A 23003-nucleotide genomic window follows, 5' to 3' on the forward strand; every position below is an offset into this window, starting at 1 on the left:
TTACTCTCCCCAGATGTCGCGGATTTGCGAATGGAATGCCTGTGCCACCTGCGGCGGATTATCGGCGCCAGCCAGCGCGCGACCGGCAATGAAGGCTTTGACGTTGATCTGCTTAAACAGCGGCAGGTCAGCGGGGGTGATACCGCCAGTGATGGAAAGCTGTAGCCCGATATCGGACAGCGCCTTCATTTTGCTGAGATCCGCCTCGCCCCACTGCTGGCCGCTGGCCTGTGCGTCGCGCCCGCGGTGGTATATCGCCTGCTTCACCCCGATGCGGTGCCACGCGCGCGCGTCGTCCAGCGTCCAGTTGCCAAACAGCTCCATCTGGATCTCGCCGCCGCCGCGCAGTGCGACCTCGTGGCCACGTTCAACGGTGGCCAGCGGGGCGGCACAGATGATGGTCATCCAGTTTGCGCCTGCGCCAAACGCCTGTTCAGCCAGCGTTTCTCCGGCATCGGCGACTTTCCAGTCCGCCACGATAATTTTATCCGGACACTGCGCACGCAGGGCGCGAACGGCGTTTAGCCCTTCGGTCAGGCACAGAATGGTGCCAGCTTCGACGATGTCGACGTGCTCGGAAAGCGTCGCGACATCGCGCTGCGCGGCCTGAAGCGAGGTGTGGTCGAGCGCCAGCTGCAATAATGGTCGGCTCATAGGTCGTACTCCTTAACGCGGGCGTGATAGCCCTGTAATGCTGAAATCAGTAGCTGGTAACGGTGATATTTGCGCTGGTAGGCGGCATGGGCACGCATGTCAGGTTCAATCATCCGGATGTCATGCCTGAGGGCGCGCTGAGCGGCGTAAAAATCAGGATAGAGACCTGTACCGACGAGCGCGGCCAGCGCCGCACCGGAACAGCCGGTCTCTTCCACCTGCGGGAGTTCAATCGCCAGGCCGCTGACGTCCGCGAGCATCTGCATCCACACGTCCGAATGGGTGGGGCCGCCCGTCACGCGCAGGGCCTGCACATGGGGAAAGCGTTCGAGCATACGGTTGAGGTGGGTCATGTGGCTGAATACCACCCCTTCATAAATCGCTTGGAGGAGGTGCGCGCGGGTATGCAGCGCCTGCAAGCCATAGAAGCCGCTGGTCATCTCCAGCCCGGCGTTGCTGCCGTAGAGGAAAGGCAGGAAGAACACATCGCTTTCAGCTTTTGGCAGGCTGGCCACGGCGTGGTTAATCTCATCAAATGACATATCGCCCCATTGGGCCGTCAGCCATTCCAGGTTGCCGGACGACGTGGGGCTGGCTTCATGAACGATGAACTGCTGCGGATGGACGTAGCGGCCATAGACGTAGGGGAACGGCTCGTTGTCGCGGATGCCGTGGGCAATCCCACTGGTCACGGCCCAGGTCCCCATTACGGCATTCAGCGTATGTTCGTCATGCAGCCCGGCGCAGATCGCGGTGGAAACCACATCAAACAGTCCACCAACGACGGGAGTACCCGCCGTGAGACCGGTCAGTGCGGCTGCCTGAGCGGTGATTTCCCCGCAAATTTCTGCTGAACCGATAATGGACGGCAGGGCACCGTCAATGTCGCTGATGCCGAGCCAGCGCGTGAGCTGCGGATCGTACTGCCCGGTATTCATGTTGTAGAGATTGGATTCCGAGATGTTGCTCTCTTCGCAGCCTTTGACCCCGGTCAGACACCAGCGCAGGTAATCGTGCGCCATCATCACGCTGCCAATTTGCTGATACCGCTGCGGCTCGTTCTCTTTAACCCAGCGCAGGAGCGAGGCCGGATGCCCCGTCCACAGCGTCTGGCGAGTATGCGGATAGAGCTTTTCGGGTATACCGTCCTGCTGCCAGCGTTGCACGATCTCCAGCGCACGGCGATCGGAGGAGAGTATGGCGTTACCCAGGGGGCGATCCTGTTTATCGAGCAAAAACAGCCCCTTCCCCTGGGCTGAAATGCCAACGCCTTTGATCTGACCGCCGTCAGCGCCTGAATTTTTGAGCAGCAGGGCGACCGTTATGTGGCAGTGCTGCCAGAGCTGGTGCATATCCCGCTCGGCGTAGCCGGCGCGTGGGCTGAGCGTGGCCACTGAGCGGCGTTCAATACAGACTTCTTTGCCCTGACTGTTGTATAAACCGGCTTTCAGATAAGTACCGCCACAATCGATACCCAGCCAGAAGGGCTCTTTTTCACTCATCTTCTTCTCGCTTAATTGCCGGGTGCTTCGCTTACCCGGCCTACGGTTCGGTTTTCTCCCTCTCCCCGTGGGAGAGGGCTAGGGTGAGGGCATCAGGCCGCACGTTTATGTGGAGTCACCGTGGGATTAGGCTCTGCTCCGGCATCGCATTTCGCCGGTAACAGCAGGGCCAGCAGCGATGCCAGCGCCAGCGAAACCGCCAGGCAGTAAACGCCTGCGTCTTTGCTGTACAGGGTGATCAGTACGCCTACCGCATAAGGACCGCAGAACCCGCCGAGATTGCCCAGGGCATTGATCACGCCGCGAGCGCCACCCGCCATCTCAGCGCTGAACAGACGCGCCGGGATAGTCCAGAACACGCCCGCTGCGGATTGCAGGAAGAAGCCACAGCCCACCAACGCGGTATAGGCCAGCCAGGTGTGCTCTTTCAGCGCCACGGAGAGGAACATGCAGAGCGCAAAGCCAATCAATGGCAGGGAGACAAACAGCTTGCGCTTGCCGGTGCGGTCAGAGAGTGAAGAGAACAGGAACATGCCGGCAATGGCGCCGATGTAAGGCAGAATGGCGAGCATTCCCACCTGGCCGATGCTGGTGTGCGTCAGTTCTTTCAGAATGGTGGGCAGCCAGAGGGTGTAACCGTAAATGCCGGTCTGGTAGAAGAAGTTGAGGGCGATCAGCTGCCACATGGTTTTATCAGACAGCACCGCGCTGAGCGAGGCGTTTTTCACCTCTTTACCCGCAATGGCCTGCTGCTCTGCCGCCAGCGTTTGTACCAGGTAGTTTTTCTCGGCCTCAGAGATCCAGCGCGCTTCCTGCGGCCGGTCGTAGACGGTGAACGCCCACAGCACCAGCACAACAACGGACATCAGACCTTCAATAATGAACAGCCAGCGCCAGTCGAGAGCGGTAATAATCCAGCCCGACAGCGGGGCGGTGATGATCCCGGCGATGGGCACGAACATGATCACAATCGCGTTGGCGCGGCCGCGCTCGGCATCCGGGAACCAGTTACTGATCATCGTGAGCACAACGGGCAGCATCCCGCCTTCCGCCACACCGAGTAAGAAGCGCAGCACCAGCAGCTGATACTGGTTGGTCACAAGCCCGGTCAGAACCGAGATCACCGCCCAGGCAACCAGCGACCAGCCGATAAACTTCTTACCGCTGCCGTGCACGGCAATTTTGCCGCCGGGAACTTGCAGGAACAAATAGCCGATAAAAAAGATCCCCCCCGCCAGGCCCGCCATCGTGGCGGAAATGCCCAGCTCTTCATCCATACCGCCGGGCATCGCAAAAGCTATATTTACGCGGTCCATATAGGAAATAATGCAGGCGATAAGAATAGGGGGAATGATCCTTAGCCAGCGTTGACGCGGAATGTCCGCGTGTAGAGCATTAGAAGAAATATTCATAGTTAATATCTCAGTGAAGGTAACCGGAAAATGTATTCTTTATTTTTATTGTGATGCTTTATTCATAGCGCTAATGCCGTCGCGCAAAATAGCGATGCGATGGCTGACGTCAGCATTAGCATTTATTTCCAGTAATTTAATACCGGAGAATTTCAATGTTGCGGCGCTCGCCGCAGTAAACAGCGCTTTTACATGTTCAATGGACATGAGACTGTCGGCGCAGAACGAAGAAAACGGCGCGTGCAGATCCTGCCATTCTCCATACTCACCGTGAGGGGTCGTGCCCGAAAACATCAGCGCCCCCAGTTTCCCGGCAGCGAGTGCCGCCTGAACATGTTCCAGCGGAAGGGCGGTGTTGCGACCTTCAATAGCCGAACGTGCCCAGTTGATACAGACGCTGATATCGGTCTCTTTCACTACCTCCAGCACCTGCTCTAAGGGCAAGAACCCTTTACGCGGCGCCGGGCCATTCATCGCATCACAGTGTTCCAGCACCAGATCGCAGCCCCAGTCCCAGCTCGCGATTTCCCGTACCGAGCGGGAGAATGCTTCTGTCGCTTGCTCGACAGATTCATTACCCGCCTGCGGTGCGGCCTGCATTTCCAGAGCGACCACTTTCCCGGGAAAGCGGGTGTTAACGGCATCAATCTTTTGATGCAGATGGCGGTAATATTCAATGCACGCTTTACGCTGTTCTTCGTCCGCGGACGCCAGGCCAAACGCGCCGTTGCTGCCGCGGCGGCGCATGGTTTCCATAACGGCTGTGACAACGATCTGCCAGTTGCCCGGCGTATGACGAAACAGCCATTCATCACCAAACGGATGGAGATTTTCAAGGCAAGGTTGTTCCAGCCCGCGAATATTTGGCGTGTCGGAAAGTTCCCGCCAGAAGGTGTATTCTTCCTGCTCCCCTTTCTGGTGAAACGAGGGTGCGCAGGGGTACGCACCAATAATAAAACCGGTGTTGGTCATTTCGCATTCCTGTATTTATCAGAAAATTAATCTAATTCGCTGATGGCCACTTTCACCACAATTTTACGAATTGCGGATCCCTTGTTTTTAATACAGGCAGGACGGTGAACATCCTGCGGGAAAAATATGGCGTAACTGCCAGGTATCATTTCGATAAACGACTCGTGTTCACTGTCGTGATAAAAAATAATATCCCGTTGCTCCAGCAATGATTCGCTGATTTTGTTATTCCCGGTATCAATAGCAATACCGATTTTTTCTTCACCCCAGGCCAGAAACTGGATATCCAGATAGCGGCGATGGACTTCAGGGCGGTTCTCGTGCTGCTCCTTTGTGGTGAGGTCGAGAACCTGGGCAAAAATGTTGCGGCCTTCAATTTCGATCACGCCCGGTGCCAGGGTGGTGAAATTCGTGGTACGCAGAAAATTAAGCGCCTTTTCTATCGCCAGCGGCAGGCGACATGGATTTGGCTGTGCAATATGTCCGAATATCATGACCCACTCCTTACAGAGACTGGATTTTCGCCCACACGCTGTCGTCGATGGTGATGCCGTCCCGGCGGTTTTCTTCCAGCAGGCGAGTAAATTCATGGCCAGGCAGACGGACGGCGACATTTTCATCAGCGCGTTCTGCGGTGGTGATGAAGTCCATGATGCGCTGTAGTTTGGCATCGCGGGTTGGACCGTCGATCAGGCGATCCACTTCGACGGCGATAAAGATCTGCGATACGCCGTATTCGTCGCTATTGTCCTGGGTCACTTCCGCAACGGACGCGCCGTCAGAGAGCAGGGTGGCGATCATGTCGAGCACAATCGATAAGCCAGAACCTTTCCAGTAGCCCATGGGCAGAATGCGACGGTTTTTCTCAATCACGCCCGGCTCTCTGGTCAGATTGCCTTCATCGTCAAAGCCGCCGTCGACCGGTAATTCGCGTTCGGCCAGGCGATTCACCTCCAGCATGCCGTAGGAGAACATCGACATCGACATATCGACCATGGTGATTGGATTCGACGGGATAGCGACGATCAGCGGGTTTGTGCCGATGCAGCATTCTTTTGATCCCCACGCGGGCATCACGGCAATAGAGTTGGTCCAGCAGATGCCGATATAGCCTTTCTCCGCCGCCTGCCAGCCGTAGCTGCCGCCGCGCATCCAGTGGTTCGCGTTACGCAGCGCCACCAGGCCGATCCCGTGATCGGACGCCAGCTCGGTAGCACGGTCCATCATCTTCTTCGCCGTCAGGTTGCCGATGGAACGCTGCGCATCCCACTGTTCGATGGCGCCTAATGTCGTTACGCGTTTCGGCTGGGCGTCAGGGATGATGTCGCCTGCGTCAAGCTGCTGAATAAATCGCGGGAAGCGGTTGACGCCGTGTGAATAAACGCCGGACTCCGTGGTGCGGGCGAACATCTCGGCGCAGGCGTCAGCGGTATCCGCTTTTACACCGCGATCGAGCAGAACCCGATTGAACGCCGCTTTCAACTCTTGGAAGGTCACTTTCATCCCTGTTCTCCTGTTTTTTTAGGGGCAAGTGCGAGTGCTTTTTTATCACTAAATTTCACTATGCGAAATCTGATTTCAAATATAACGATCAAATTTTGTCAGATCAACGACATTCACGTTTTTCAAAATCGATTAAAATCAAATGGTTGTGTTTTTTCTGTTGAGATCGTGAACTAAACCACACTTTGCGCTACCATCAGGGCGCAATAAACAGGAGCTATTTGATGAGCATAAAAGAGAGCGAAATGACGCAAGAAAAAGAGAGGCCAGCAGGTAGCCAGAGCTTGTTTCGCGGCCTGATGCTGATTGAAATCCTCAGTAACTATCCGAACGGGTGTCCGCTTGCGCATTTATCAGAACTGGCGGGGCTGAATAAAAGTACCGTGCACCGGTTATTGCAGGGGTTGCAGTCGTGCGGGTACGTGACGCCAGCGCCGGCGGCAGGGAGCTATCGTCTGACCACCAAATTTATCGCCGTCGGGCAAAAGGCGCTTTCATCTCTCAATATTATTCACGTGGCGGCGCCGCACCTCGAGGCGCTGAACATTGCCACCGGCGAAACGGTCAACTTCTCCAGCCGTGAAGATGATCACGCGATCCTGATTTATAAGCTTGAGCCGACAACCGGTATGCTGCGCACGCGCGCATATATCGGCCAGCATATGCCGCTCTATTGTTCTGCAATGGGCAAAATCTATATGGCGTTTGGTCATCAGGATTACGTGGCGAGCTACTGGGAAAGCCACCAGGAACAGATCCAACCTTTGACCCGCAACACCATCACCGAACTGAGCGCGATGTATGATGAGCTGGCGGAAATTCGCGATCACAGTATGGCGATGGATAAAGAAGAGAACGAGCTGGGTGTGTCATGTATCGCCGTGCCGGTCTTTGATATTCACGGGCGCGTACCCTATGCCATCTCCATTTCGCTGTCGACGTCGCGCATGAAGCAGGTGGGTGAGAAAAACTTGCTAAAACCGCTGCGTGACACGGCGGAAGCTATCTCGAAAGAACTGGGGTTTAACGTGCGCGAGGCGTAACTGATGAACCAATTTATCCTGGCGGATCCTGAAAAATGTATCGGGTGTCGTACCTGTGAGGTAGCGTGCATGATGTCGCATCAAAGCAGCGCCACGCCAGTAGCGTTTACGTCACGGATCCGCGTGGTTAAGGGGGGAACCTTCACTACGGCGGTGGGCTGCCACCAGTGTGAAGATGCGCCCTGCGCGAATGTCTGCCCGACGGGGGCCATTCACCACGCTGCGGGAGCCTGGCTCGTTAAGCAATCGCGCTGTATCGGCTGCAAAAGCTGTATGGTGGCGTGCCCGTTCGGGGCAATGCAGGTTCGGGTCGTGGAAGATCGCGTTCAGGCGCTGAAATGTGATTTGTGCGCGCATCGCGAGAGCGGTCCCGCCTGCGTCGAAGCCTGTCCCACCCACGCGCTGCGCTGCATAGACCCCGCCAGATTACGCGCGGAACGGCTGCGTAATCTGGCCTGAGGTTTTATTAACCGGCCTCGCGCCAGGCGTTCTCAATCTCTTCGGCGAGAATTTTCACACCCGCTTCGATTTTTTCCGGGTCCGGGACGTAGTTCATACGCATGCACTGGTGCGTGTGCGGCCACGGCTTATCCAGCCCCGGGAAGAAGTAATCCCCTGGCACCATCAGTACGCCACGTTTTTTCAGACGCTGATAAAGCAGCTCTGTCGTAATGGGCAGATCCTTAAACCACAGCCACAGGAAAATTGCCCCTTCCGGTTTATGGATCAGGCAGCGTTCTTCCGGTAAGTAGCGGCGAAGGATGGCTATAGTTTCCTGAACGCGCTGAGAGTAAAACGGCTTAATCACCTCATTCGACAGGCGCAGCAGGTCGTTACGCCTGATCATCTCGCACATCATCGCCGGGCCGATGCCGCCAGGCGAAAGGCTGATAATGCCGTTCATGTTGGTAATGGCGGTGATGATTTTCTCGTTAGCAATGATAATGCCGCAACGGCTGCCCGGCAGGCCCAGCTTGGAGAGGCTCATGCAGAGGATGATATTCGGGTTCCATAGCGGACGCGCTTCGCTGAAGATGATCCCCGGGAACGGTACGCCATAGGCGTTATCGATCACCAGCGGGATGCCGTGCTGATTCGCCAGCGCATCCAGCTTCATCAGCTCGTCGTCGGTGATCACGTTCCCCGTCGGGTTGGTGGGACGAGATACGCAGATCATGCCCGTCTCTTCACCGATATGCAGATGTTCAAAATCGACGTGATATTTGAACTGGCCCTCTGGCAGCAACTCGATATTCGGACGTGCGGAAACAAACAGGTCTTCTTCGAGGCCGGCATCGGCATAGCCAATATACTCCGGTGCCAGCGGGAACAGCACTTTTTTCGTGGTGCCGTCGGCGCGGCGTCCGGCGAACAGATTGAATAAGTAGAAAAACGCGCTCTGACTGCCGTTTGTCAGTGCAATATTCTGTGGTTCGATATCCCAACCCAGCGCTTCCCGCAGCATTGCCGCCAGAAGCGTCAGTAGTTCTGTTTTACCCTGAGGGCCGTCGTAATTACATAGCGCATCGGTTGCTTTACCGTTTTCCAGCATCTCTGCCAGCAGCGTCTGGAAGTAGGTGTTCATCTCCGGAATTTGAGCCGGGTTTCCGCCGCCAAGCATGATAGCGCCTGGGGTGCGCAGCCCGTCGTTGAGGTCCTCCATCAGGCGGGTAATGCCTGAATGGCGGGTAAATTTGTCGCCGAAAAGTGAAAACGTCATAGCAGGTGATCTGTCGAGCTTAATATGAAAGGCAGTAACCATAACGCCAGCACCGTGTTGGTGCAAATCGGCGGATGTGGTCGGATTTGTTGTTTTATGTGGCGGGTTTGTATTTGTGTGGTGAATTGTTCTGGTGAATGCCCCTCACCCCAGGCCTCTCCCCTTTGGGGAGAGGCCTGGGGTGAGGGGGTCTATTGATTACCCGCCCACACCACCATCACCTTATCGCCCTTGTGCTCGCGCACAAAGCCGTAGCCTTCTTTCATCGACAGCGTTGTTTGCTTGCCTTCACCCACCGCCGGATGACGGGCGCGGAACTGCCCCAGAAGCTGCCAGTGGGCGACAGTTAACGCCTGTTTACCCGTGACGTCCTGCCAGTTCATATCCGAACGGGTTCCCTGTAGCGGATCGGAGCCCGTCGGGCCGAAAGGACGCTCTGATTCATCGCCGTAATAGATCTGCACGCTTCCCGGTGCCAGCAGCAGTAACTCAGCGGCGCGCTGGCCTCCTTCACGGAACAGACGCGTATCATGGGAGGAGAGATAGCTCAGCACATTAAAACTTTGCAGCTTTTCTGCCATTTGCTGCCAGGTCAAATCCATATCGGCCAGGCAGTCCACCGCTTTTGCCGCCTGCTCCTGATAGTCAAAATTGATCATCGCATCGAAGCCGTGGCGGTAATAATCGCTCTGCATCACGCCGTGGCCCCAGGATTCACCGGTCATCCAGAATGGCGCATCGTCGAGTTTTTTGTCCGGGTTGGCGGCTTTCCACGCGGCCAGCGCCTGGCTGGCCTGGTTTTTCAGTTGCAGCCAGGCTTCAGGCTCAACGTGCTTAGCGGTATCGACCCGGAAACCGTCGATGCCGTAGTCACGTACCCACTGGCTAAGCCAGTGAGTCAGGTAATCTCGCGGCGTGAAATTCGTCATCACTTTCGCGTTGGTGTCGGGCTTGTGTTGATAAAAGTTCGGCAAACCTGACGGGATCTTAGATTCCGTTTTCAGATCAGGCAGGAAGGCCAGCGACATGGTCAGATCGTCAAAGCCCGGGTTGTCGTAATCACCGATATCGGTACGGATCCATTTTTTACCCCACCATTTTTCCCATGCGGCTTTGTCACTGAAGTTGATGTAATCGTTGAAGCTGTGCCAGCTTTGCCCCGCTCCTGGCTTCCAGTCAGTCCAGCGCTCGCCGAGGGTTTTTTTCAGCTCATCGCCCTGCAAATAGAGCGCGCCAAACTGATACTCCTGCATATCTGCAAGCGTCGCATAACCCGCGTGGTTCATGACAATGTCAAACAGGACGCGGATACCGCGCCTGTGCGCGTCGTCGACAAGCTGGCGTAAATCCTCTTCGCTGCCCATGTTGGCGTCGAGTTTCGTCCAGTCCTGAGTGTAATAGCCGTGATAGGCGTAGTGGGGGAAATCCCCTTTGGTGCCGCCGCCCACCCAGCCGTGGATCTGCTCCAGCGGCGAGCTTATCCAGAGCGCATTCACGCCCAGCTGCTGAAGGTAATCCAGTTTGCTGGTAAGCCCTTTCAGATCGCCGCCGTGGAAAGTACCAATCTCCTGCATACCGTCTTTATGACGGCCATAGCTGTTGTCGTTGGTGGGGTCGCCATTCACGAAGCGATCGGTCAGCACGAAATAGACGGTGGCGTTTTGCCAGCTGAACGGCGCGGGTTTGTCCGTCTCGGCGCGCTCAAGCAGCAGCAGGCCATTGCTGTTGGCGGCTGGCTGAAGAGTCACTTTGCCATTTTGAACGGTCGCGGTCTGTTTACTGTAAAAATCACGCACCACCGTGCCTTCCGGGAAGGTGTTAACGACGTCGATCGTCAGCGGTTTGCCGTCCCACTTCGGGCACTGGCGGGTGACGTTTGCGACAGGCTGTGGCGTCGCACTTTGCACCGTCAACATCAGCGTCGGCGTTCCCGAGCGCGTATCAATACGCATCTGATAAACGCCGTCACGGAATAACCGCCACTGCGGTGGGGTGCCTTCGCACGGTTTGAGCGACAGCATCTCGTTGAGCTTAATGGCACCTGTCGGCTGCCAGCACGCGTTGTCAAGACTCAACGTCAGCGGGCGGGTACCCTTCGCAAGCGTTGCCTGGCTGGTAAAGACGCCGGTACCTTCAGCGCTAAACGCGTTAAATCCCGGCGATGACCAGTCGGCATGCGCGAATGCGGGTAACATCAGAACAGCTAATGCAGTGCGTTTCATTCCATTTTCCTGTCGCGGCATTTTTGACCAGTGTGCCATTCGGCTCAGGGGAAAAACTCCTCCTCTACGGCTTTCTGCCAGGAGGACGCGAAGGGATGAGTGATCCCGCGCAAAATTAGGCAGTTATCTGCGATATCGCGCACATTTTTCCAGCGTTGATGCTTTAATGAGCATGTTCCGGATGACATAGTTTCGGAATTGGACTATTTATAGACGTGCTCTTGAAGACTATTTTTGGTACGATTTGAGATTCCGCTCTCAAATTTTTGAAGAAAATAAGGTGTTGGAATGTTTATATCCGACCAGGAGACCTAATGATATCGACTCCCATTCGACGATATGGGGCCGCGATACTCATGTTACTCACCATGGCATTTTCAGGTGAGGTGCTTGCAAAGACGCACACGGATACAACGAGTAAGAAAGCCCACGTAATAAAGACGACAAGCAGTAAGGTTAGCAGTAAACAAGAGTATTCTCGCAATAGTGCAAAGAGTAGTTCACTTCCTGATTTGCGAAAATACCCTTCCGGGACACCAAGGAAAAAAGCGTTTCTCCGGACGGTAATGCCTTACATTAAAAGCCAAAATGCCGCGATTACTGCGGATCGTAACTGGCTGATCTCCAAACAGTACGACAGCCGCTGGTCGCCGTCTGAGCGCACTCGCCTGAAAGATATCGCCAAACGCTATAAAGTGAAGTGGAGCGGGAACACTCGTCGCGTGCCTTGGAACTCACTGTTAGAACGTGTGGACATCATTCCAGGCAGTATGGTCGCGACAATGGCCGCCGCCGAAAGCGGTTGGGGCACCTCGAAGCTGGCGCGCAACAACAACAATCTGTTTGGCATGAAATGCGTAAAAGGTCGTTGTACTAACGCGCCCGGCAAGGTGAAGGGCTATTCACAGTTTGAATCGGTGAAAGATTCCGTGAATGCCTACGTGGTGAACCTGAACACCCACCCGGCCTATTCCTCGTTCCGTAAGTCACGCGCTCAGCTGCGTAAGGCGGATCAGGAAGTGACGGCCACGGCGATGATCCATAAGCTGAAAGGTTATTCCACTCAGGGACAGCGTTATAACAATTACCTGTTCTCCATGTACCAGGATAACCAGCGTCTGATTGCCGCACATATGTAATGAAAAACGCCTTCCACTGGAAGGCGTTCTTTTTTCTAGAGCAGGACTTCACTGTACCGTTCCCGGTACTCCTTCGGCGTGGTGTCATACTCTTTCCTGAACACCGAATAGAAATACTGAAGCGACGGATAGCCACACATCTGTGAAATCTCGTTGATCGACAGCGAGGTGGAGATCAGCAGACTGCGCGCTTTCTCCAGCTTTTCCGCATGGATCACGGCGTGGATCGTCTCACCCACTTCCTCTTTAAACCGCTTCTCCAGATTCGAACGTGATATGCCGACCGAATCGAGCACCTGATCGACCTTAATCCCTTTGCAGGCATGATTGCGAATGTAGTGCATCGCCTGAATCACGGCCGGATCGTTTAATGAGCGGTAGTCAGTTGAGCGACGTTCGACCACGCGAACGGGAGGAACCAGCAGACGCTGGAGCGGCAGGGATTCGTTGTCTAACAGTCTGTGCAGCAGCTTTGCGGCCTGATAGCCCATCTGACGGGTACCCTGAGCCACGGATGAGAGCGCCACGCGCGACAGATAGCGCGTAAGCTCTTCGTTATCAATACCAATCACGCACAGCTTTTCAGGCACCGGAATATGCAAATGTTCGCACACCTGTAATACGTGGCGGGCGCGGGCGTCCGTCACGGCGATAATCCCTGTCTGGGGCGGCAGCGTTTGCAGCCAGTCAGCCAGACGATTTTGTGCGTGCTGCCAGTTTTCTGGCGCGGTTTCCAGCCCCTGATAAACGACGCCGCGATACTTCTCCTGGGCAACCAGCTGGCAGAAGGCATACTCACGCTCCATCGCCCAGCGCTTTCCGCTCGTGGCAGGCAATCCGTAAAACGCAAAACGATGGACGCCTTTCTCCTTTAAATGGAGGAAGGCGGTCTCGACCAGAGCATGGTTATCCGTGGCGATGTAGTGAACGGGAGGATAATGTTCCGGTGTATGATAAGAGCCGCCAACGCCCACGATAGGCACGTCAACGCCACTCAGCAACTGTTCAATCACGGGGTCGTCAAAGTCAGCGATGACCCCGTCGCCCAGCCAGTCTTTGATGTTCTCCAGACGGGTACGAAAATCTTCTTCGATGAAAATATCCCATTCGGATTGCGACGCCTGCAAATATTCGCCAACCCCTTCAACCACCTGCCGGTCATAGGCTTTGTTGGCATTGAATAACAACGTAATGCGGTGACGCTTTTCAAACATGGCTTATTTCCCAAATTAGTCACGATACTGTTATCAGGCGCGCCGCTTGGTGGCAGAGTCCATCCAGACTGCCAGCAAAAGAATGGCACCCTTGACGATATACTGCCAAAACGTCGGCACGTCCATCATACTCATCCCGTTATCCAGCGAAGCCATAATAAATGCGCCCATCACCGCCCCCGCCACGCTGCCAATGCCCCCGGCGAGGCTGGTCCCGCCAATCACGCAGGCGGCGATGGCGTCCAGCTCGGCAATATTACCGGCAGAGGGGGAGCCCGCCCCCAAACGTGAGCTGAGGATCAGCCCCGCTATGGCCACCATCAGGCCGTTGATGGCAAAGACGGCGAGTTTGGTGCGTTCTACGTTAATGCCGGACAAACGCGCGGCTTCGAGATTGCCACCGATGGCATAAATACGGCGACCGAATGCGGTACGCGTGGCCATAAACATCCCACCTAACAGCAACAGCGCCAGCAGCAAAACGGGCGTTGGGACGCCGCGATAATCGTTTAACAGCCAGATGGCGCCCAGTACAATCACCGCAGTAAGCGCCTGACGGCCGACAACCGAGGTTGAAGCAGGCGAGGCCAGCCCCAGCGCCTGGCGACGCATGCGTCCTCGCCATTGCCACGCGACAAACGCCATCAGCCCAACCACGCCGATCGTAAAACCGACGCCATCAGAGAGGTAGCTTTGGCCAATCTGGGACATCGAGGCGCTGGTCGGGGAGACGGTAGTGCCGTTGGTGATCCCAATCAGAATGCCGCGGAAGGCCAGCATCCCCGCTAAGGTGACGATAAACGACGGGACCTTACGGTAGGCCACCCACCAGCCATTCCACGCCCCCAGCAGCAGACCCAGTACCAGCGTGACCGCAATCGTCAGCGGCAGCGGCCAGCCGAGCCAGACGTCAAAAATTGCCGCCACGCCGCCGAGCAGACCCATCATCGACCCTACTGACAGGTCAATTTCCGCTGAGATAATCACAAAGACCATCCCCACCGCCAGGATCCCGGTGATGGCGGTCTGACGCAGCAGGTTAGAAACGTTACGTGCGCTCAAATAGGAGCCATCGGTCATCCAGGTAAAGAACAACATGATCACGATAATGGCGGCAATCATTACAAAAACTTGCAGATTCAGCGATTTAAGTCCTGCGAACGCACCGGGCGTCGGAACAGCGACTTTGATATCAGACGGGTTGCTTTTCGACATGGCGTTCGCTCCTTAAGGCAGCTTCCATCACCTGCTCTTGCGTCAGGTTCTGGTTGTTCAGGTTGGCTTTGAGTTTCCCTTCATGCATGACCAGCACGCGGTCGCTCAGCCCCAGCACTTCAGGCAATTCGGACGAGATAACAATGACGGCAATCCCTTGCTGCACAAGCTGGTTGATCAGCTTGTAGATTTCATACTTCGCGCCGATATCGATCCCGCGCGTGGGTTCGTCCAGAATTAAAATGCGCGGATTAAGCAACAGGCAGCGCGCCAGAATCGCTTTCTGCTGGTTGCCGCCGCTCAGGCGACCTATCGCCAGTTCCGGCGAGGAGGTTTTCACCTTGAGCCTGGCAAGTGACTGAAGAATACACTGCTGTTCTGCGGCATCATCCAGGCTGCTCAGCGCGCCGGAAAACTGGCTGAGCGCCGCCAGCGTGATATTTTTTCCCACCGCCATGACCGGCACGATGCCGTCTTTTTTGCGGTCTTCGGGCACCATAGCAATGCCTTTGGCAATGGCCTGCTGGCAGTTGTCGATTTTTACCGGCTGACCGTCGATATAAATTTTGCCTTCCCAGCGCCCCGGCCAGACGCCAAACAGACACTGCACGGCCTCGGTTCTTCCGGCACCCACTAAACCCGCAATACCGAGAATTTCGCCGCGGTGCAGTGAGAAGGAGAGGTTATCCACGCGCTTGATGTGGCGGTTAACGGGATGCCACGCCGTCAGGTTTTCCACGCGCAGGAGTTCTTCGCCTATGGTGTGTGGTTCGTTGGGATACAGTGCGGTGAGTTCGCGACCCACCATCATGGTGATGATGTCATCTTCGCTCATGCCTTCTGCTTCACGCGTGCCAATGTGCTGCCCGTCGCGGATGACGCAGATGGTGTCGGAAATAGCTTTCACCTCATTGAGCTTGTGCGAAATATAGATGCAGGCGATACCGTGGTTTTGCAGGTCGCGGATGATATTGAGCAGAACGGCGGTTTCCTGTTCGGTGAGCGAGGCGGTTGGCTCGTCGAGGATCAGCAGGCGTACCTGCTTGTTCAGCGCCTTGGCGATCTCCACCAGCTGCTGCTGGCCCAAACCTAAGTCGCCCACTCGCGTATCCGGTGAGATAGCCAGGCTCACCTGGGCCAGCAGTTTTTCGCAGCGCAGCGTCATGGTGTCGTAATCCAGTACGCCGTGGCGTGAGAGTTCGGCGCCGAGAAAAATATTTTCCAGCACGGTAAGGTGCTTCACCAGCGCCAGCTCCTGGTGAATAATAGCGATGCCTTTACGTTCGGTATCGCGAATGTGCGTGGCCTGGAGCACCTCGCCGGCAAAGACGATTTCGCCCTCGTAGCTGCCGTGCGGATAGATCCCGCACAACACTTTCATCAGCGTGGATTTTCCCGAGCCATTTTCGCCGCACAGCGACATCACTTCGCCGGGATTCAGCCGCAGGCTTACGTTATCGACTGCTTTCACCGCCCCGAAGGCTTTGGTGATGCTTTTCATTTCAAGTAAATAAGACATAACTGCTCCGCATGGCCCGACAGATGTACAGGGCAGGTCGATGCGCCCCTGCCGGGCAGGGGCTGCGCTGGATTACAGTTCACTCTTCTTATGGAAACCGTCTTTCACCACGGTGGCGTCAATATTCTCTTTGTTGACTTCGATAGGGGTAAGCAGGCGAGCAGGTACGTCTTTCAGGCCGTTATTTAACGTCGCGTCTGCTTTAGGTTGCTGGCCATTGCCCAGCTCAACGGCAATTTCGGCGGCCGTATTGGCAAGCTCGGTAATGGGCTTATACACCGTCATGGTCTGGGTACCCGCGATGATGCGTTTTACACCCGCAAGGTCGGCGTCCTGTCCGGAAATAGCGACTTTCCCGGCCAGACCCTGCGCGCTCAGCGCCTGAATGGCGCCACCCGCAGTGGCATCGTTAGAGGCCACCACCGCATCGATTTTGTTGTTATTTGCAGTCAACGCGTTTTCCATAATTTTCAGCGCGTTTTCCGGTAACCAGCCGTCAGCCCACTGGTCGCCGACGACTTTAATTTTGCCCTCGTCGATATACGGCTTCAGCACTTTCATTTGTCCCTGGCGGAACAGTTTGGCGTTGTTATCCACGGGCGAGCCGCCCATCAGGAAATAATTCCCCTGAGGCACTTTTGCGACCAGGCTTTTAGCCTGTAATTCGCCCACCTTTTCATTGTCGAACGAAATATAATAATCAATGTCGGCATTATTAATCATGCGGTCATAAGCCAGGACTTTTATGCCTTCCTGTTTCGCTTCTTTCACCACGTTGCTTAATACCTGGCCGTTATACGGGATAATGACCAGCACATCGACGCCACGGTTGATCATATTCTCGATTTGCGACATTTGCGTCTCTTCGTTGCCGTTAGCGGACTGAACGAACACCTCCGCGCCGAGAGATTCCGCTTTTTTAACAAAGATATCGCGGTCTTTTTGCCAGCGCTCCAGGCGTAAGTCATCAATCGCCATGCCGATTTTGACCTCTTTGGCGTGGCCGGCAAAGCTTGCAAGCAGGAGAGTAGTGCAGAGCGTTAGGGTCAGGTTCTTTATCTTCATAATTATTAGGCCTTTTTGTAGGGGTATGTGTAGCTGAGATAAAAGAAACATTCACTGCTGAGACGCAGCAAATTTTTAACGTGGAAAGGCCTGCTGGCAATTACAGATTTTTATCTTCTCATTACGATATTTGGTTTATTTCTGAATTTATGACCGCGATCGGATTTTAAAAAGCGTAACCTATTAATTACATTTGATTCTGGAATGCGCGCCGAAAAATAGTTTGTCTGCACATTATTTTGCGAGCCAGCGCACAATTGCGCATTCTCTCAATAGCAGTGTGAAATAACGTAATTGAGCAACCTCCAATGTCTATTCACTATTACTCCAGAAGCAAGACCACGCCGCATACCCTGATTATGGAGCTCAATATGCAAGCTTATTTCGACCAACTCGATCGCGTTCGTTTCGAAGGCACGAAAACGACCAATCCTTTAGCATTTCGTCACTACAACCCGGATGAGCTGGTGCTGGGTAAGCGCATGGAAGATCACTTGCGCTTTGCCGCCTGCTACTGGCACACCTTCTGCTGGAACGGTGCCGATATGTTCGGCGTGGGCTCTTTTGACCGTCCATGGCAACAGCCGGGCGAGGCCATTGAGCTGGCGAAGCGTAAAGCCGACGTCGCGTTCGAGTTCTTCCATAAGCTGAACGTGCCGTACTACTGTTTCCACGATGTGGATGTGTCGCCGGAAGGGGCATCGCTGAAAGAGTATCTGAACAACTTCGCGCAGATGGTCGACGTACTGGCTGAAAAACAGCAGCAAAGTGGCGTCAAGCTGCTCTGGGGTACGGCTAACTGCTTTACCAACCCTCGCTATGGCGCGGGCGCGGCAACCAACCCGGATCCGGAAGTCTTCAGCTGGGCGGCAACCCAGGTCGTGACTGCGATGAACGCCACGCATCAGCTGGGCGGTGAGAACTATGTACTCTGGGGCGGTCGTGAAGGATATGAAACGCTGCTGAATACCGACCTGCGTCAGGAGCGTGAGCAGATTGGTCGCTTTATGCAGATGGTGGTGGACCACAAACACAAAATCGGTTTCCGCGGCACGCTGCTGATTGAGCCAAAACCACAGGAGCCAACCAAGCATCAGTATGATTATGATGTCGCCACCGTGTATGGCTTCCTGAAGCAGTTTGGTCTGGAAAAAGAGATCAAAGTGAATATTGAGGCTAACCACGCTACCCTGGCGGGCCACTCGTTCCATCACGAAATTGCCTCTGCGATTGCGCTGGGCATCTTCGGCTCTGTCGATGCTAACCGTGGCGATCCACAGCTGGGCTGGGATACCGACCAGTTCCCGAACAGCGTGGAAGAGAATGCGCTGGTGATGTACGAGATCATCAAAGCGGGCGGTTTCACCACCGGCGGCCTGAACTTCGACGCCAAAGTGCGTCGCCAGAGCACCGACAAATACGATCTGTTCTACGGGCATATTGGCGCGATGGACACCATGGCGCTGGCGCTGAAAGTGGCAGCCCGTATGATTGAAGACGGTGAGCTGGATAAGCGCGTGGCGAAGCGCTACAGCGGCTGGAACAGTGAGCTGGGCCAGCAAATTTTGAAAGGTCAGTTATCGCTTGCGGAGATCGCGAAGTACGCTGAACAGCATCAGCTTGCGCCGCAGCATCAGAGCGGCCATCAGGAGCTGCTGGAAAACCTGGTCAATCACTACCTGTTCGATAAATAACAGCATTCATGCCCGGTAAGCGCTGCGCCACCGGGCATTTCTGTCAAAGGAGTCACCACATGTATATCGGGATCGATCTTGGCACGTCGGGGGTGAAAGCCATCCTGTTAAGCGAGCAGGGCGATGTGTTAGCCACGCAGACTGAAAAGTTGCAGGTTTCACGCCCGCATCCGCTTTGGTCGGAACAAGATCCGGAGCAGTGGTGGCAGGCGACGGACCGCGCGATGACAGCCTTAGGCGAGCAGCACAGCCTGCGCGACGTTAAAGCGCTGGGCATCGCCGGACAAATGCATGGCGCAACGTTGCTGGATAGCCAGCATCGCGTTCTGCGCCCGGCTATTCTCTGGAACGATGGCCGCTGTGCGGAAGAGTGCGCGATCCTTGAGGAACGTGTGCCTGCGTCCCGCGAGATTACGGGCAACCTGATGATGCCCGGTTTTACCGCACCAAAACTCCTGTGGGTGCAGCGCCATGAGCCTGAGATTTTTCGCCAGGTGGCGAAGGTTCTGTTGCCGAAAGACTACCTGCGTTTTCGCATGACGGGGGATTTTGCCAGCGACATGTCTGACGCCGCGGGCACGATGTGGCTCGACGTGGCGAAACGGGACTGGAGCGAGGCGATGCTGGATGCCTGCCAGCTGACGCGCGATCATATGCCTGCGCTGTTTGAAGGCAGCGAAATCACGGGCGCTTTGCAGCCTTCTGTTGCTGAACGCTGGAATATGCCAGCCGTACCCGTCGTCGCCGGCGGCGGCGATAATGCGGCGGGGGCGGTCGGCGTGGGGATGGTCGAGGCAGGACAGGCTATGCTCTCGCTCGGTACCTCCGGCGTCTATTTTGCCGTCAGTGACGGGTATCGTAGCAATCCTGGAAGCGCCGTACACAGCTTCTGCCACGCGTTGCCGGGTAAATGGCATTTAATGTCGGTGATGCTGAGCGCGGCTTCCTGCCTCGACTGGGCGGCAAAACTAACCGGAATGGCGGACGTCCCGGCGCTTATCGCAGCGGCACAGCAGGCGGATGATAATGCCGGTGCGGTCTGGTTTTTACCGTACCTTTCCGGCGAGCGGACGCCTCATAACAACCCGGAAGCGAAAGGGGTGTTCTTCGGTCTTACCCATCAGCACGGCCCGGCAGAGCTGGCGCGCGCGGTGCTTGAAGGCGTTGGCTATGCTCTGGCGGACGGAATGGATGTCGTGCATGACTGTGGACTTACGCCATCCAGCATTACGTTAATTGGCGGCGGTGCGCGAAGCAGCTACTGGCGGCAAATGCTTTCCGATATCAGCGGGTTGCAGCTGGACTATCGTACGGGAGGCGATGTCGGCCCGGCGCTCGGTGCGGCACGGCTGGCGCAAATTGCGCTGAACCGGGATAAACCACTGCCCCAGCTTTTGCCCCAGCTGCCGCTTGAACAGCAGCATCGTCCTGATGCGAAAAATCATGCTCGCTACGCTGAAAGACGAGACGTTTTCCGCAAAATCTATCAGCAGCTTTTACCGCTAATGTCATAAACAGGAGCCGGGTGGCGCTAACGCTTACCCGGCCTGCCAGCCTTCAACCGGGTTAGCTCACAAACCGGCGTGTATCGATGCGTTGCAGCAGCATTGAGAGCAGCAGGCTGACAACCAGCGTAACGGTAAATATCCAGATAATATCCAGCACCGGCCAGCTTTTAAGCTCAACGCCGCGGGTGCGCAGGGCGTGGATCACCAGCGCGTGAAAACCGTAAATGCCCAGCGAGTGGCGAGAGATAAACCCCAGCACCGGAAGCGGGCGGGCATTCAGGGTGTTTTTAACCAGCGTCAGCAGAGAGATTGCGCAGATAAAGACCATCGGGCCGCAGTACAGATACCAGGTATCGGCAAAGTTGCCGCGCCATTGCAGCTCATGCAGCGTCCCGCGAGAGATAATAAACACACCGACGAGAAACGCGGCCGCGCATAGCCAGTTTATTCCTCGCTTTTGCGTCTCCATCATGCCAATGGCGCGCCCCAGCATGCCGTACAGCACGTAATAAAACGTATCCCCGGTGATATAGAGGTTAACGGGTAGCCATTCAAAGCCATCAATTTTCTGTGAGACGGTATTCGGGTTGGCCACGATCCCGATGACCACCATCAGCGCCAGCAGCATTTTACCGTTGACGTTTTTTACCTGAATTAACGGTGAAACAAGATAAATAACGATTATCGCGAAGAAAAACCATAGATGATAGAACACCGGTTTTTGCAACAAGTTGAGCAGGGAACGTTCAGCGTTAATTGAAGTGAACAGGACGATATAGAGCAGCGAAATCGCGCTGTAAAACAGCAGACAGGAGACAATACGGATGAAATGTCTCGGCTGTGCACTACGCTCGCCAAAAAAGAGAAAACCGGAAATCATAAAGAACAGCGGGACGCTCACGCGGGAGGCCGAGTTCAGAACATTGGCGACATCCCAGTTAACAGGGCTGATACTGTGCGCGTTCGTGACATACCAGGTCGTTGTGTGGATCATCACCACCATCAGACAGGCTATTCCCCGCAGGTTATCAATCCAGTTAATTTTTGACTGCATCAGTTCCTCTGTATTCCTGATAAAGAAAGTGTGACTGCGATTGCGTAAAACTTTTCCCTTGGAAAATTCTGAGTTTAGCCAGGCTAACTTGTAGGGAGCTGGCGAGATTCGCAGAATGACGGACTTTAATCTATAAACGTGTTGCTACTAAAAATAACAGCCACTGACCAGGGCGGTAATAAAAATGATGATGAAGCGTGGGGTGTCACTCTTTCTGCTGCTCTTATTAACAGGATGCAGTGCTTCTGAGGAGATACCTGTCCAAAAAGCGCAGCAGGGGAAAATGAGCCCGGAGCGTTCCCTGAATATGGAACAGCTGTGCAGGGATCAGGCGGCTCACCGCTATAATTCCGAAGCACAGAAAATTCATATAAACGGCTTCGAGCGCTTTCAGGGCAGCTATGAACTGAAAGGCTATACGGCGCGTAAAGAGGGCTTTGTCTGCTCTTTTGATGCAGACGGCCAGTTTTTACATCTCTCAATGCGTTAAATTGCTCGTATAAGCAGCAACCAGAGCCTTCGCAGGTTCTGGCTGTAGGGCTTATTCCCCAATTTTCCCTAAACAACCCCGTTTCGTACTGTATATCTTGCAGCCAGCGGGTATACTGATCCCTTCCATTTAAAACCACACGTATCCAGCACGAAATACTATGCAAAAGTTTGATACCAAGACCTTCCAGGGCCTGATCCTGACCTTACAGGATTACTGGGCTCGTCAGGGCTGCACCATTGTTCAACCTTTGGACATGGAAGTTGGCGCAGGCACCTCACACCCGATGACCAGCTTGCGCGCGTTAGGGCCAGAGCCAATGGCGACCGCCTATGTGCAGCCATCCCGTCGTCCGACCGATGGCCGTTATGGCGAAAACCCGAACCGTTTGCAGCACTACTATCAGTTCCAGGTGGTGATTAAGCCATCACCCGACAACATTCAGGAACTGTACCTCGGGTCACTGAAAGAGCTGGGTATGGATCCAACCATTCACGACATTCGTTTCGTGGAAGATAACTGGGAAAACCCAACGCTGGGTGCCTGGGGTCTGGGTTGGGAAGTGTGGCTGAACGGCATGGAAGTGACCCAGTTCACATACTTCCAGCAGGTTGGTGGTCTGGAATGTAAACCGATTACCGGCGAAATCACCTATGGTCTGGAACGTCTGGCCATGTACATTCAGGGCGTAGACAGCGTTTACGACCTGGTCTGGAGCGACGGCCCGCTGGGTAAAACCACCTACGGCGACGTGTTCCATCAGAACGAAGTGGAGCAATCCACCTATAACTTCGAATACGCGGACGTGGACTTCCTGTTCACCTGCTTCGAGCAGTACGAGAAAGAAGCCCAGCAGCTGCTGGCGCTGGAGACTCCGCTGCCGCTGCCTGCCTACGAGCGTATTCTGAAGGCTGCCCACAGCTTCAACCTGCTGGATGCCCGCAAAGCGATCTCCGTGACTGAACGTCAGCGCTACATTCTGCGTATTCGTACCCTGACCAAAGCCGTTGCAGAAGCTTACTACGCGTCCCGTGAAGCCCTTGGCTTCCCGATGTGCAACCGAAACAAATAAGAGGC

20 protein-coding genes are annotated in these 23003 nt (G+C 55.2%); 7 read left to right on the forward strand and 13 right to left on the reverse strand.

Features of this window, described 5'->3' with window-relative positions; genetic code table 11:
• The 6 genes from ulaD to yiaK form a co-directional block, all read right to left on the reverse strand.
• Complete coding sequence (ulaD, locus tag DD597_RS19090; RefSeq protein ID WP_022652033.1) at positions 1-654, reverse strand: 3-keto-L-gulonate-6-phosphate decarboxylase UlaD; 654 nt, start codon at positions 652-654, stop codon at positions 1-3.
• Positions 651-2156, reverse strand: coding sequence for an FGGY-family carbohydrate kinase (locus tag DD597_RS19095; RefSeq protein WP_129256511.1), 1506 nt, complete (start codon positions 2154-2156; stop codon positions 651-653). The genes ulaD and DD597_RS19095 overlap by 4 nt, the downstream gene beginning before the upstream one ends.
• 92 nt (positions 2157-2248) lie before the next feature.
• The gene (locus tag DD597_RS19100) at positions 2249-3568 is read right to left on the reverse strand and encodes an MFS transporter (protein ID WP_126501435.1); all 1320 of its coding nucleotides are present in this window, start codon (positions 3566-3568) and stop codon (positions 2249-2251) included.
• Between the two features lie 45 nt (positions 3569-3613).
• The gene (locus DD597_RS19105) at positions 3614-4540 is read right to left on the reverse strand and encodes a DUF4862 family protein (protein WP_022652030.1); all 927 of its coding nucleotides are present in this window, start codon (positions 4538-4540) and stop codon (positions 3614-3616) included.
• A gap of 26 nt (positions 4541-4566) precedes the next feature.
• The gene (locus DD597_RS19110; protein WP_022652029.1) at positions 4567-5034 is read right to left on the reverse strand and encodes a YhcH/YjgK/YiaL family protein; all 468 of its coding nucleotides are present in this window, start codon (positions 5032-5034) and stop codon (positions 4567-4569) included.
• A 10-nt stretch (positions 5035-5044) separates the two neighbouring features.
• Entirely contained in the window at positions 5045-6043 is a 999-nt protein-coding gene (gene yiaK / locus DD597_RS19115) for a 3-dehydro-L-gulonate 2-dehydrogenase (RefSeq protein ID WP_063159192.1), read from the reverse strand.
• Between the two features lie 224 nt (positions 6044-6267).
• On the opposite strand from yiaK, the gene yiaJ reads away from it, so the two are divergent.
• Positions 6268-7086 (forward strand): IclR family transcriptional regulator YiaJ, encoded by an 819-nt coding sequence (gene yiaJ, locus DD597_RS19120; protein ID WP_015572751.1) that lies wholly within the window; start codon positions 6268-6270, stop codon positions 7084-7086.
• Between the two features lie 3 nt (positions 7087-7089).
• Positions 7090-7545, forward strand: a complete 456-nt coding sequence (locus DD597_RS19125) for a 4Fe-4S dicluster domain-containing protein (RefSeq protein WP_023315013.1) — start codon at positions 7090-7092, stop codon at positions 7543-7545.
• A gap of 7 nt (positions 7546-7552) precedes the next feature.
• Here the strand turns inward: DD597_RS19125 and avtA are convergent, their stop codons facing one another.
• Together avtA and DD597_RS19135 are read right to left on the reverse strand one after the other, a co-directional pair.
• Positions 7553-8806 carry a valine--pyruvate transaminase gene (gene avtA, locus DD597_RS19130; RefSeq protein WP_015572749.1) on the reverse strand — a complete coding sequence of 418 codons (1254 nt, stop codon included), beginning with the start codon at positions 8804-8806 and terminating at the stop codon, positions 7553-7555.
• Positions 8807-8997: 191 nt separating this feature from the next.
• Entirely contained in the window at positions 8998-11028 is a 2031-nt protein-coding gene (locus tag DD597_RS19135; protein ID WP_129256512.1) for an alpha-amylase, read from the reverse strand.
• Between the two features lie 314 nt (positions 11029-11342).
• Between DD597_RS19135 and DD597_RS19140 the strand changes: the two genes are divergently transcribed.
• A complete protein-coding gene (locus DD597_RS19140) occupies positions 11343-12167 on the forward strand; it encodes a protein bax (RefSeq protein ID WP_022652025.1) in 825 nt (274 codons plus the stop codon).
• Positions 12168-12202: 35 nt separating this feature from the next.
• Here the strand turns inward: DD597_RS19140 and xylR are convergent, their stop codons facing one another.
• The 4 genes from xylR to xylF all read right to left on the reverse strand — a co-directional run bounded on the left by xylR (position 12203) and on the right by xylF (position 17180).
• Positions 12203-13381: a D-xylose utilization transcriptional activator XylR gene (gene xylR / locus DD597_RS19145; RefSeq protein WP_003860152.1), complete on the reverse strand. Its 1179-nt coding sequence runs from the start codon at positions 13379-13381 to the stop codon at positions 12203-12205.
• A 33-nt stretch (positions 13382-13414) separates the two neighbouring features.
• A complete protein-coding gene (gene xylH, locus DD597_RS19150; RefSeq protein ID WP_003860151.1) occupies positions 13415-14596 on the reverse strand; it encodes a xylose ABC transporter permease XylH in 1182 nt (393 codons plus the stop codon).
• A complete protein-coding gene (locus tag DD597_RS19155; RefSeq protein ID WP_015572746.1) occupies positions 14574-16115 on the reverse strand; it encodes a xylose ABC transporter ATP-binding protein in 1542 nt (513 codons plus the stop codon). Before DD597_RS19155 ends, xylH begins: the two co-directional genes overlap by 23 nt.
• A 72-nt stretch (positions 16116-16187) precedes the next feature.
• The gene (gene xylF, locus DD597_RS19160) at positions 16188-17180 is read right to left on the reverse strand and encodes a D-xylose ABC transporter substrate-binding protein (protein ID WP_006808602.1); all 993 of its coding nucleotides are present in this window, start codon (positions 17178-17180) and stop codon (positions 16188-16190) included.
• A 371-nt stretch (positions 17181-17551) separates the two neighbouring features.
• Between xylF and xylA the strand changes: the two genes are divergently transcribed.
• On the forward strand, positions 17552-18874 hold the full coding sequence (xylA, locus tag DD597_RS19170; RefSeq protein ID WP_026080557.1) for a xylose isomerase: 1323 nt from the start codon (positions 17552-17554) through the stop codon (positions 18872-18874).
• A gap of 59 nt (positions 18875-18933) precedes the next feature.
• Positions 18934-20388 carry a xylulokinase gene (xylB, locus tag DD597_RS19175; RefSeq protein ID WP_129256513.1) on the forward strand — a complete coding sequence of 485 codons (1455 nt, stop codon included), beginning with the start codon at positions 18934-18936 and terminating at the stop codon, positions 20386-20388.
• 52 nt (positions 20389-20440) lie between these two features.
• Here the strand turns inward: xylB and DD597_RS19180 are convergent, their stop codons facing one another.
• Positions 20441-21436, reverse strand: coding sequence for an acyltransferase (locus DD597_RS19180; RefSeq protein WP_061856430.1), 996 nt, complete (start codon positions 21434-21436; stop codon positions 20441-20443).
• A 184-nt stretch (positions 21437-21620) separates the two neighbouring features.
• Here DD597_RS19180 and DD597_RS19185 point away from each other — a divergent pair, with 184 nt between their 5' ends.
• Together DD597_RS19185 and glyQ are read left to right on the forward strand one after the other, a co-directional pair.
• Complete coding sequence (locus tag DD597_RS19185; RefSeq protein WP_017693801.1) at positions 21621-21926, forward strand: YsaB family lipoprotein; 306 nt, start codon at positions 21621-21623, stop codon at positions 21924-21926.
• 160 nt (positions 21927-22086) lie between these two features.
• On the forward strand, positions 22087-22998 hold the full coding sequence (gene glyQ, locus DD597_RS19190; protein WP_003860141.1) for a glycine--tRNA ligase subunit alpha: 912 nt from the start codon (positions 22087-22089) through the stop codon (positions 22996-22998).
• Positions 22999-23003 lie beyond the last annotated feature (5 nt).

This window comes from Enterobacter cloacae complex sp. 677-3DZ2D5B, assembly GCF_004136695.1.
GTDB lineage: Bacteria > Pseudomonadota > Gammaproteobacteria > Enterobacterales > Enterobacteriaceae > Enterobacter > Enterobacter hormaechei_C.